Annotated in this window: 11 protein-coding genes; 4 read left to right on the forward strand and 7 right to left on the reverse strand. The window is 69.7% G+C overall.

The window, feature by feature from the left end; all coding sequences use genetic code 11:
- Positions 1-14: 14 nt before the first annotated feature.
- The 7 genes from ABIA33_RS02565 to ABIA33_RS02595 form a co-directional block, all read right to left on the reverse strand.
- On the reverse strand, positions 15-338 hold the full coding sequence (locus tag ABIA33_RS02565; RefSeq protein ID WP_370076418.1) for a hypothetical protein: 324 nt from the start codon (positions 336-338) through the stop codon (positions 15-17).
- Positions 335-532, reverse strand: coding sequence for a hypothetical protein (locus ABIA33_RS02570; protein ID WP_370076420.1), 198 nt, complete (start codon positions 530-532; stop codon positions 335-337). Before ABIA33_RS02570 ends, ABIA33_RS02565 begins: the two co-directional genes overlap by 4 nt.
- 35 nt (positions 533-567) lie before the next feature.
- On the reverse strand, positions 568-978 hold the full coding sequence (locus tag ABIA33_RS02575; RefSeq protein ID WP_370076422.1) for a type II toxin-antitoxin system VapC family toxin: 411 nt from the start codon (positions 976-978) through the stop codon (positions 568-570).
- Between the two features lie 25 nt (positions 979-1,003).
- Positions 1,004-1,231, reverse strand: a complete 228-nt coding sequence (locus ABIA33_RS02580; RefSeq protein WP_370076424.1) for an AbrB/MazE/SpoVT family DNA-binding domain-containing protein — start codon at positions 1,229-1,231, stop codon at positions 1,004-1,006.
- A gap of 565 nt (positions 1,232-1,796) precedes the next feature.
- Complete coding sequence (locus ABIA33_RS02585) at positions 1,797-3,032, reverse strand: MAB_1171c family putative transporter (protein WP_370076426.1); 1,236 nt, start codon at positions 3,030-3,032, stop codon at positions 1,797-1,799.
- On the reverse strand, positions 3,025-3,555 hold the full coding sequence (locus ABIA33_RS02590; RefSeq protein WP_370076428.1) for a ParH-like protein: 531 nt from the start codon (positions 3,553-3,555) through the stop codon (positions 3,025-3,027). Before ABIA33_RS02590 ends, ABIA33_RS02585 begins: the two co-directional genes overlap by 8 nt.
- A 16-nt stretch (positions 3,556-3,571) precedes the next feature.
- Positions 3,572-4,015: an XRE family transcriptional regulator gene (locus ABIA33_RS02595; protein WP_370076430.1), complete on the reverse strand. Its 444-nt coding sequence runs from the start codon at positions 4,013-4,015 to the stop codon at positions 3,572-3,574.
- 149 nt (positions 4,016-4,164) lie between these two features.
- Between ABIA33_RS02595 and ABIA33_RS02600 the strand changes: the two genes are divergently transcribed.
- The 4 genes from ABIA33_RS02600 to ABIA33_RS02615 all read left to right on the forward strand — a co-directional run bounded on the left by ABIA33_RS02600 (position 4,165) and on the right by ABIA33_RS02615 (position 11,196).
- Positions 4,165-5,196: a BTAD domain-containing putative transcriptional regulator gene (locus tag ABIA33_RS02600; RefSeq protein ID WP_370076432.1), complete on the forward strand. Its 1,032-nt coding sequence runs from the start codon at positions 4,165-4,167 to the stop codon at positions 5,194-5,196.
- A gap of 5 nt (positions 5,197-5,201) precedes the next feature.
- A complete protein-coding gene (locus ABIA33_RS02605) occupies positions 5,202-7,514 on the forward strand; it encodes a TOMM precursor leader peptide-binding protein (protein ID WP_370076434.1) in 2,313 nt (770 codons plus the stop codon).
- The gene (locus ABIA33_RS02610; protein ID WP_370076436.1) at positions 7,504-9,516 is read left to right on the forward strand and encodes a TOMM precursor leader peptide-binding protein; all 2,013 of its coding nucleotides are present in this window, start codon (positions 7,504-7,506) and stop codon (positions 9,514-9,516) included. Before ABIA33_RS02605 ends, ABIA33_RS02610 begins: the two co-directional genes overlap by 11 nt.
- Positions 9,517-9,603: 87 nt before the next feature.
- Positions 9,604-11,196, forward strand: coding sequence for a SagB family peptide dehydrogenase (locus ABIA33_RS02615; protein WP_370076438.1), 1,593 nt, complete (start codon positions 9,604-9,606; stop codon positions 11,194-11,196).
- The last annotated feature ends 26 nt before the right edge of the window (positions 11,197-11,222 follow it).

Here is an 11,222-nt window from a genome sequence, read left to right on the forward strand (position 1 = left end):
CTGCTTTTCGAGCTTCATCGCGATTCTCGGTGATGTTGGCGCTGCTGGACGATCTGCGCGTGGTCCGCGTGCCTCGGTTTCCTGCCACCGCCCACCATGCCGATGTCCTTCTGCTCGGCGTCCCACGCCTTGCCCATCTTGACGTAGCCGAGCAGCGCGTCCGGGGCGGCCGACGGGCGCACGTAGTACGGCCGCACGACGATGTCGTGCGCATAGTCCTTGTGCATGCGGACGACCGGCTCGCTCTGCCCGGTCGGCCGGACCAGGAAGGTGGTGTGCTCGCGACCGTAGTCGACGGTGACCGTGAAATCACGCAATGCCTGCAGTACGTCCGTCATCGCTCACTCCGTCGCCGCGTGGTCCGGCTGAGATCGTTGATCAGGTGGGCGACCTCGTCGACGTCGGCGCCTCCCCGGAGCCGCTCGTAGATGGTGTTCGCCAAGTCCCGCTGGGGCAGGTGTTGAGCGCGCAACTGGTACATGGAGAACTCGAACGAGTACGTCGTGTACGACGGCTGGTCAGTTGTCGGCACCCACTTGCTTGCGCGACCGAGGTCAACAGCGCGACTCAATTCTCCCCGTCGGGCGTCACGAGTACGACCTTGGGAAAGTAGGTGCGGTAGCGGGCGCTGTCGCGGGTGAGCAGGCGGTGTCCGCTCACAGCGGCGTGTGCGCCAATGTAGAAGTCGGGCAGCGGGGATGTCTTGGCGCCGCCACGCTTGCGGTAGGCGAGGAACGCCTTGCTCGCGAGGAAGCCGGCTGGGTAGGGCAGTGAGAGCCGGGGAAAGTCGGAAACGGGCAGCGCTTCGTCCAGTCCTTCGATCGTGTCGAATCCGGCGGCGACCTCGGCATAGATGATCGGGTTGATCGCCAGCTCCCCGGCGTCGCGGGCGTCGGCGAGAGCGCGCCCCGACCAGTCCGCCCACTTCGGGTCGTCGGTGAGGATGTCAAGCAGGACGCAGGTGTCGACCAGTGTCACGAGAGGAGCGAACGCGAGCAGGTGCCTACTCGTCACGGAGCAGCCCCAACAGTTCGTCGGTGCTCATCGTGGTCGTGGCGCGTCCGCGCATACTTCGGGCCAGCCTCTGCCCATGCGTCTCGCTGTTCTCGGCGCGCACGATGCGTAGGGTGTTCCCCTCCTCCACCACGTCAATCTCGTCGCCCTCATGCAGCTGGTATTTCGCCCGCAGTGTCGCCGGGATCGTGACCTGTCCCTTGCTGTTGAGTCGCATGGCGTCCTCCGTGTATTACGTAACCCGTGTAATACATCCTACCTGCATGAAGCCTGTCCATCCAGGTCCGCCTATCCATCCAGGTCCGGCGGTCGTAGGATCAGCGCCCGCCAGCACTCCACTTCCGGACGGTGGGTGTGCCGCGTGTTTGCCGGAGCAACTGGCGCCGGGCTGCGCCCGGTTGGCCTCGAGCGGCGTCGAAGGATGGGGAGCGGTTGCCGAGGTGGGCCGAGCCGCGCGGTGCAGGAGCGGCCTGGACCCATTGCTGGGAGTCAGGGGGTCGCACGTTCAAAATCCTGCCGTCCCTACTCGGACAATTGTCCATAGTCGCAGCTCAATGGCTGTATCTGATTCGTCAGATACGTCCCCTGAGTCATTTCAGTGCTACTCGGCACCTTTGGAATTGGGAGCGGATTGGGATCCCTCTGCTCCCAAAGGTGTGGGGGCTCATTGATTCATCGCTGCAGTTCAGCGGCGTATCGGTACTGCGACAATCTGATTCAGCCTGGGCACGGGGAGAACCTGTAAGGTCGTGCGGCGTTGGTGCACCTGGATTCCAGGACATTCAACGCCGGGTATCGGCAGCGCTTTGGGCCAGTTCTGTGCGCACGAGTTGGCGGATCCTGGCCACCGTCGGTGAGTCTCTGAACGCGTCGGACACCTGGATCAACCAGGCGGTTTCCTCCGCCGTATTGCGCAGGTCGGTGTGCCCGGCGGAGAAAACGGGCGCCTCGCCGCGGGGAAGACCGGTGCGCGCAGCCTCTATCGCGGCGGCGATGACCGCGGCCTCCGTCGTCACGGCGGTATCGGCGTCCGCCTCGCCGGGGGAGCGGGGAAGCGCAGCGGCAGTCCAGTCGGGCACCCTTGGATGGAAATAAGGGCGCAGGGCCAGGCGGCCGTCGTAGATCTCGATGATGCGGCGGTGCAGGGCGAACTCGGCGTCGAGCGGCAGATCGGGACCGCGCCGCCGCGGGGCGGGATCGAGCACGATCGCGGGGACGACCGCGTGCAGGGCCGACCAGAGGTGCCCGAGCGAACGGTACTGGCGGTACGAGCGGAGCCAGCGGGTCGGCGCACGGGCGGCGTCGCCCCACATGACGATGCTGGCTCCGATGAGGCCGATGGCGACGCTGAGTCCGCCGAGCACGGCGTCCGTTGGGTCCGCGCTACTTTCTCCGCGTCCGGTCTCCAGCACGGTGACGACCTCGTGGAGGCTCCAGACTGCCCAGATCAGAGCGACGGCAGCGCCTGCGGTGATGAGTTGGGCCCCGGTGCGCAGCGCGCCCGGCTCGATCCCGCAGGCGTAGCGGGTCATCAGGAGGATGACCTTGGCGAGGCACCAGGCCGCGTAGCAGGCGAGGAGCGTGTCGTAGGCCGCGAGCGCCGGGATGCTCGCGCGGTGGACGACGAGTGCACCGCCGGCGGCGTCGGCATGGGCCGCGGCGAACAGGGCGATGGCCGCGGCAAGGGCGGCGGCGGTGGTGCGGTTCTGCCGCAGCTCGGAATCGCGTCGCCGGGGTGCCGATGGCCGCAGGGCGAGCGCGAGGAGGGTGAAAAAGTGGATGGCGCCCACCCTGCACCCGTCGTCGAGCATGCTCAGCAGTCCGGCGGCGGACGCACCGAGGTGGGCCGCCGTGAGGGTGGCGGGGGCGGCCACCGCGAAATGGGCGCCCAGGCACAGCGCGAAGAGGATCTGGTTGCGTGCTTCCGGGCTCTGATGGGAGCCGCGCCCCGCCATCAGTTTGTACAGGGCGAAGACCAGGGCCAGCGCGGCGGTCAGGTAGACGGCCGGATCAATCACGGGCGCGCCTCTGAGGTATCGGGGTGCCGAACGCCGCGCCGAGGCGCAGCTGGCTGGTGCTGGGCGGGTGCGGAGTGAGTTCCTCCCGCGAGGTGCGGCGCAGGACGAAGGAGGCCAGGAGTTCTGCTTCCCGCTCCTGGGGTTCGGTGTAGACCGTGCGTCCCAGGACGTGCGTGATCAGGGCGGGGGAGAGGTGCGGCAGGACGAGGCGCGCCGCTGGGTCGGGGGAGGAGGAGGCGTGGTTGCAGATGAGGTGCGCGGCCTCGTGGAGCAGGATCTGACGCTGGTGCAGCGGGCTGGTGTCCGCGGCGTACAGGATGTACGCGCAGTCGTCGGTGGTGACCAGCAGGCCGCACGGGGCGGACGGGCGGGTCTCGACCGGGATCAGTTCGATGCGCCGACCCAGCCGCTCGGCGGTCGAGGCGATGAAGGCGTCGGCGTCGAATGGACTGGGCAGCGTGAGACTTTGCGCGAGTCGACGGCATCGTCTCGACAGCCGTCTGTGCTCAAGGTACGAGTGCACGGGACGTGGTGCCCTCTCAGTCTGGCTGCGGTGGGTTCTTCCGGTCGGCTTCCCTGCGCGCGATCGCGTCGATCACGTCGCTGATCGTCTCGAGCGACGCCGGCGAGAGGTTCACCGCCCGAAGCGCGACGTTGCGCACGCCGGCATCCCGCAGCGCGCCGAGCAGTTCCAGCTCCTGCGTGATCGCCGCGCCCTGCTCGTCGTTGAAGAAGTACGCGGGCGGGACCTGGAAGAAGTGCGCCAGCGCCTCCAGATGGCGCTTGGTCGGGTTGTCGCGCCGACCGGTACGCAGCTGCCACAGGTAGGTGGCAGAGAAACTCTCCCCGGTGACCTCGCGGCACGCCTTGGCGACCTCCTCGTTGCTGTATCGCTCCCGTTGGTCGCCCGGACGCCGGACGATCTGGAACAACCTGTCGATCTTGCTCGCAAGTGTCTCGGCGCTCGCGTCCTCTTCGGTCACCGTGACGTCCTCCTGACTTCTGATCGGATGGCGTCATCTACGCTGAGATGAATCTTAGCATCCATGGGAACCATTCTGGTTGACAGGCGGATGCCGGTCCTCATACTTTCGACCAACCCCACCCAATGCGTGAACACAGGGAGGAAAGTGTGGCCGACTCAGGGCAGGCTGCCGAGGGCGTCCAGTTCGTCGTCCTCGGACCGCTGGGCTTCACGGACGGCCGCGAGTTCGCGATACTCCAGCCGTCCAAGCCTGCCGCGCTGCTGGCTTCGCTCCTGCTGAACGCCAACACGGTCGTGCCCGTCTCCTACCTGCAGCGGGCCATCTGGGGCGACGATCCGCCGGAGACCGCCAAGGCCGCAGTGCAGACGTGCGTTCTGCGGCTGCGGCGGGTCTTCGGCACGTACGGGATCGCGGCCAGCGTGATCGAGAGCCTTTCCGACGGTTACCGGATCAACGCGGATGCACGGTCGCTGGACCTGATCCGGTTCCGCGAACTGCTGTACCGGGCGTATGCCGCCGACAGTCCCGACGCCGAGTTAGCACTGCTGCGCCGGGCGCTGGCGCTCTGGCGGAGCAGGCCGATCCTGGGAAACGTCAACTCCGCCCTCCTCCAGCGCGACGCGGTCCCGCAGCTGACCGAGGAGTGGCTGCAGACGGTCGAGCGGATCTTCGACATCGAACTCGCACTCGGTCGATGTCGTGGAGTCCTGGCCGAGATCCTGTCGATGGCTCACAGCCACCCGGTGCACGAGCGATTCTGGGAACAACTCATCGAGGCGCTCTACCGCACCGGCCGCCGGGCGGAGGCCCTCGCGGAGTACCGGAGGGTGAAGCAACACCTGCTGGACGAGCTGGGCATCGACCCCGGACCGCCCCTGCAACGCCTCGAACTCGCCATCCTGCGTGGGGATCCGCTGGAACCGGGGCCGGGCGCACCAGCGCTCCGCCTCCGCCCGGGGGCAGCCGTGCACGCCGCACAGCCCGCCACCCACACCGGCCCCTCCTCCTCGGGCGTGATGGTCCTCGAACGCCTCCTCCAGGCAGGTCTGCTGGAGGAGGGACCGGTAGGGCACTACCAGATGAACGAGCGCCTGCAGGAAATCACCCGCGCGGCATCCGACGAGCAGACCGCACCCGGAGTCGGCAGCGCTCTGCCGCACCGATCGACAGGAAAGTGACGAACGTGGCCGTTGCATATGAGGAGATCGCCGAAACCCGGCCGCGCCTCCGGCGGGACATCCTGTTCACCGAGACGCCCTCAGGAGTGCTCTTCCACAACGCCCAGGGCGGCTTCGGCCTCAACACCAAGTCGGCGTACCGCTTCGCATCACTGATCGTCCCTCACCTCAACGGTGCGAACAGCGTCTCCGCCCTCGGTCAGGGGCTCGGCGAGGCACAACGGAACATGGTCGCCCAACTCGTCGGCGCCCTCTACGACCACGGCTTCGCCCGGGACGCGGCTGCGTCGGGGACCATGCCCGCCGACGAGCTCGCGCCGGAGGTGGCCGCCAGGTTCGCCTCCCAGATCGCCTACGTCGACCACTACGCCGACAACGACAGCAGCCGCTTCCAGCGGTTCCGCCAGTCCCGGGTGGCCGTGCTCGGCGACGACATGCTGGCCCGCTGGTGCGCGCTGAGCCTGGTCCACAACGGCTGCGCCGCGATCGGAGTCATGCAGGGCGTGGACTCGGCGGGCAACGACTTCGAGGAGGTCCGTAGCGAGGCGGCCGCTCTGACCGAGGCCGGCTGCCCGGTCTCGCTCAGCCTGCTCGAGAGCCCGGGGGGCTCCGGCAGCGCCCTGCTCGGCTGGGACGAGCTGGACGGGTACGACCTGGTCGTGGTGGCCGGCGGCTCGACCGGGGAACGGCAGCTGGCCCGGCTTGTGCAGGCCGGCATCCCAGCGGGACGCACGGTGCTTCCTGCCTGGACCTTCGGCGATCGCGCCGTGATCGGCCCGTTGATGGAACCCGGCAGGACCGGTTGCTGGGTCTGCGCCGTACTGCGGCTGAGCGCCAACGGGGACGCAGCTGCCGCCGCCGACCTCTGGAGCAGCATCGCCCCCGGCGCACCACGTGAACCTGCCCGTCCACACCTGAGCAAGCCGCTGGCCGCGATGCTCGGCAACCTGCTTGGGTTCGAGGTCTTCCGGTTCGCCACGGGGGCGCTGCCCGCCGAGACCGCAGGTCAAGTGATCATTCAGGACCTCGACTCGCTGGACGTGGTGTCCGAGCGATTGCTCGCCCACCCGCGCTGCCCGTACTGCTCGCTGGCCGACACCGCCGACACCGCCGACGCCGCCGACACCGCCAACACCGCTGACACCGCCGTGAACCTCGCTGCAGCCGACGACACCGCCCAGGACGGGACGTACGGCCCGCCCGGCGTCGAAAACGTGGCGGACGATCAGGTCACGCAGGCCGCGCTCGCCGAGCTGGAGGCGAGAAACGTCCTGGTCGGAACAGGCGTCGGGGTATTCGGCGGTTTCGCCGACGAGTCATGGGAGCAGAGCCCGCTCAAGGTCACCACCCTCACCGTGGGTGTCGGTCATCCGGCACCCCGACAGATCTCGGCCTTCGACCTGCACCACGTCGCCGCCGCGCGGCTGCGCGGCCTGCTGCGGGCAGCCGAGGTCTACGCCGAGCACGTCGTCCCGGTCTCAGGGGTGCTGCGCGGGCCGGAGCTGGAGGCCGCCCGCGCCAATTGGCCCCTGGTCAGCCCCGAACAACTGAGCACGGCCAGCGGTACCGGCGGCCCCGTCGACCGGATCCCGGCCTGGGCCGGCGCCGTCTCGCTGCTCAGCGGCGAGACCGTGCTGGTACCGGCCGCCGCGTTGCGCACCTTCGGTACCGACAACCAGGAGCGCCTGTTCGAGGCCACTTCCGCCGGGACCGGTGCCGGCGGTTCCGCACGCGCGGCGGCGGCCCGCGGCCTGCTCACCGCACTCTCGTACGACGCGCTGCGCCAAGCCCTGCGCGGTGCCGTCCCCGTGGCCAGAGTCGCGCCGGAGTCGTTGACCCGGGACGCCGAGCTCACCTTCCTGGCTCGCTCCGCCGCCAACCTGGGCGCCGAGCTGGAGCTGCTGGAGTTCGGCACCGCGGCCGATCGGGCGGTTCCGGTCCTGCTCGCCCGAGTCGCCGACCCGGAAACCGGCGCATGGCACTGGGCCGCGGGCAGTGCGCTGCGCTGGCAGCAAGGGGCCGTCGAGGCCATCCGGGACCTCCTGGGCCGCCTGCAGCTGGGCCGCGAACCCGGCGCAGCAGCAGGCGTGGACACCGGAGATCCGCTGTTCCGCGAGCTGGACGCGGGAAGCATCGTGCCCAGCGGCGAGACGAAGGCCGATCTGCACTCCGTACAAACCTGGGATGCCGCGGTCGACCGGCTGCGCCGCGCCGGGCAGGACGTGCTGCTCGCTCCAGTGACTGCGGCGGATCTGCGGGTCGGCCGGATCCACGTTGCCCGGGTGCTCCTCGGTACGGGAGCGGTCCATGCTCGCTGAGGTCACCCGAGCCGCCTCTGCGCCACGGCCGCAGCGGGCCGTCGTGGGCTACGCCGGGCTGTGGACCAAAACCTGCGAGGACCTGGCGCGCCTGCTGGCGGACAGCCTCACCCGGCAGGCCGTGGACTGCGACGTCGAGGTGTCGGTCCTGGGCGTCAGGGACGAACTGGCGGTACCGGCGGCCACGGCGGAGTCGCTCCGGCGCACACCGGTCCACCTGTACGGGCACCATGCCGTCGTCGGCCCGCTTCCCGACCACGGCAGCGCCGCCCCCTGTCCGCGCTGCCTGGCCAGGCGCTGGCAGGCCGTCAGATCCACGTCCCTGCGCGACGCCCTGGAACTGGGGACGGAGACGAAGGCAACCGGCATGCCTCCGTGGGCCGTGCCGTTCGCCGCCGACGCCATCGCAGCCCTGATCGCCGCCCACCAGGAGCGGACGACCCCCGAGCGGGCGACCGGGCAGAAGCGGGCGACTGGGCAGAAGCGGGCGACCGGGCAGAGCAGTCGGTTCCCTCCGGTCTACCTGGTCGACCTGGAAAACCTCCGGATCCGCCAGTACCCGCTGATATCTGACGCGGACTGCCCGGACTGCGCCCGACCGTCCGACGACGACGCCGAGGGCGCCCGGATCGTGCTGCGCAGTGTGCCCAAGCCCGCGCCGGACGATTTCCGGCAGCGCGGTATCGAGGACTACGACCTGCCGGTGGAGGCCTTCGCCAACCCGGTTGCCGGCATGCTCGGCGGCACGCTGGTGCCCGACCTGTGCTCGGTGACGACCTCCGCGACCCTCGGATGCTTCACCGCGCGTGCCGACGGCTACCTGAACGAGTGCTTCTGGGGCGGCCATACCGGCCAGTACGGCAGGAGCGTCAAGGTCGGCCTGCTCGAAGGGCTCGAGCGGTTCGCCGGCATGCAGCCCCGGCTCAAGCGGACCGCCGTGCACGGGAGTTACGACTCCCTCGCCGACCAGGCGCTCGACCCGCGGCTGTGCGGGGTGTACTCGGACGAGTACTACCGCAGCGAACCGCGCGTCCGGCCGTTCACGCCGGACCTGGAGATCCCCTGGGTCTGGGGGTACTCCCTGCGCGACCAGCGCCCGGTGCTGGTACCGGAGATCATGGCGTACTACCACCTCCCCGACCAGGAGGAGAGGCGCTTCGTCCAGGAGAGCTCCAGCGGCTGCGCCTCGGGCGGCTGCCTCGAAGAGGCGGTCTACTTCGGTCTGATGGAGGCCGTCGAGCGCGATGCCTTCCTGATCGCCTGGTACGGCAGGGCCGGTCTGCCGGAGATCGACCCGTACAGCAGCGGCCGCGCGGAGACCCGGGCGATGGTCGACCGCCTGGAGATGTACGGCTACCGAGCCCGGTTCTTCGACACCAGGATCAGCTTCCCGATCCCGGTGGTGACTGCGGTCGCCGAGCGCATCGACGGGGGCATGGGCGCACTCAGTTTTGGCGCCGGCGCGAGCCTGGACCCGGAAACGGCGCTCGCCGGCGGACTGTGCGAGATCGCCACCGACTCGGTCAAGCTGCGCCGCATGGCGACCCGCGACCAGGAGCGGTTGCGTGCCATGGCGGCCGACCACGAGAGGGTCCAAGGGCTCCACGACCACCCGCTGATCTACGGGCTGCCCGAGATGGCCGCCCACGCGGACTTCCTCCTGGCCGGCGATCGCGAGCGGCACTCGCTCGCGCAGACCTTCGCGAAGAACGCCATCGCCCCTGGCCGTGACCTACGCGACGATGTGCAGCGCTGCGTCGACGTGCTGAACCACGCCGGGTTCGACGTCATTGTGGTCGACCAGAGTACGTCCGTGCAGCGCGACCTGGGCTTCCACGCGGTGAAGGTGATCGTGCCGGGACTGGTGCCGATCGACTTCGGCTCGGGACGGCAGCGGGCGCTGCACCTGCCCCGGGTACGCACCGCGCTGCGGGACGCCGGCCTGCGCGAGCGCGCCCTGCTCGCCGAGGACCTCAACCCCGCCCCCCACCCCTTCCCCTGAGCACTCCTCACCCTGTGCCGGCACCCCCCGCCTCCGCGCAGCGGTTCGGACTCCCAGTGAGCATCGACGAACGAGAAAGGACCGGCCATGGGTTTCGCCCATGAATACGCGGCCGCAGTGCTGCACCGGAGCAGGGTCCCCATGGACCCCGTCGACTTCGAGCCCGACTGGGCGGACCAGCCCAGGGACGGCAGACACTTCCCCGGAGCGGAGCGGTTCGCTCTGCCTGGTCGCGACCCGGTCGCAGAGGCCGCCGGCGCGACCGTGCAGAGCGGTCTGACCGGGCCCCGGGGCGACCGGCCGTTCACGCTTCCGCTGCTCGGCGCGATGCTCCAGGACTCCTGCGGCCTGCTCAGCCGACGGCTGGCGGTGCACGCCAACGTCAGCATGATGACGATGCCCTCCTACCAGTCCGCCGGCTGGTCCCGTGGCAGCGCCTCCGGGGGCGGGCTCTACCCCGTGGGCGTCCACTGGGTCTCCGGACCGAGCGGACCGCTGGCACCGGGCGTCTACCACTACTCCGCCGCGCACCACGCGATGCGGCGCCTGCTGGCCGGGGACGTCTCGGCGGAGGTCGGAGCGGCCCTCAGTGATGAACGGCTCGGCGACACCGACCAGTTCCTGATCCTGGGCGTCAAGTTCTGGCAGAACTCATTCAAGTACAACAGCTTCTGCTACCACGTCGTCGCCATGGACGTGGGTGCGGTGCTGCAGACCTGGCGGATGTGGGCCCGCGCTCAGGGCCTGCACATCGGCCCGGCGCTGTGGTTCGACGAATCCCGGCTGAGTCGGCTGCTCGGGCTCGACCCGGAGAAGGAGGGCCTGTTCGCCGTCGTCCCCCTCCGCTGGAAGGGCGCGCGGGCCGCCCCCACCGTGACCACTCCGGCCGCGGCCCGGGTCCGACACGCCGACCAGGAGCGTTCCCGCACGGTTTACACCTTCGACCTCCTCGAGCGGATGCAGGCGGCCGCTCTGGAGGGCGCGACCGAACGACCCGCAGCGGGTGCGCTGACCACTGCCCTCGCTCGACCTGTCGCCGCGGGAGGCGAGCGAACCCCCCTGCCCGAGCCGCTGACCCTGCCCTCGGACCTCCGGACCTCACTGCGCGCCCGACGCAGCAGTTTCGGCCGATTCTCCTCCTACCGCACGGTGGACCCCGCACAGCTGTCCGCGATCCTCGCCGCCGCCGAGGCAGCGGGACGCCTGGACAGCGACGTCGAACCACCGGACGGCCCGTCCCTGACCCGGCTCTACGTCTTCGTCAACCATGTCGAGTCGGTGGCCCCCGGCAGCTACCTCTATGACCCGCTGGACCGTTCGCTGCGGCTGGTCAGGTCCGGTGCGCCGGGCTCCTTCGTGCAGCGGGCCTACACACTGAACAACTACAACGTGGAGCAGGCGGGTGCGGTGATCGTCCCGACCGTGCGTACGTCCGCCGTGCTGGACGCCCTCGGGGACCGCGGCTACCGGCTGGCCGCCGCGGCCGTCGGCGCTACCGCGCAGGCCGTCTACACGGCCTGCGCGGCCATGGATCTCGGCTGCGGGGTGGCACTCGGCTTCGACGGGGACTCCTACGTCGAGGAGCTCGCCCTGGCGGGGTCCGCTGAGATGCCCCTGCTGAGCATGATGGTCGGCCATGAGCGGCCCCACCCGGCCGACTTCCGCTATGAGATCGCCTGAGCCGATGGGGGAGCCGTTGAACGAGC

Source organism: Streptacidiphilus sp. MAP12-16, assembly GCF_041262165.1.
In the GTDB taxonomy this organism is placed as follows: Bacteria; Actinomycetota; Actinomycetes; order Streptomycetales; family Streptomycetaceae; genus Streptacidiphilus.

What these genes read in the sequence shown, in the direction of transcription:
- ABIA33_RS02565 (WP_370076418.1), bottom strand. Translation starts at nt 338, where the DNA reads ATGACGGACGTACTGCAGGCATTGCGTGATTTCACGGTCACCGTCGAC.
- ABIA33_RS02580 (WP_370076424.1), bottom strand. Translation starts at nt 1,231, where the DNA reads ATGCGACTCAACAGCAAGGGACAGGTCACGATCCCGGCGACACTGCGG.
- ABIA33_RS02610 (WP_370076436.1), top strand. Translation starts at nt 7,504, where the DNA reads ATGCTCGCTGAGGTCACCCGAGCCGCCTCTGCGCCACGGCCGCAGCGG.
- ABIA33_RS02615 (WP_370076438.1), top strand. Translation starts at nt 9,604, where the DNA reads ATGGGTTTCGCCCATGAATACGCGGCCGCAGTGCTGCACCGGAGCAGG.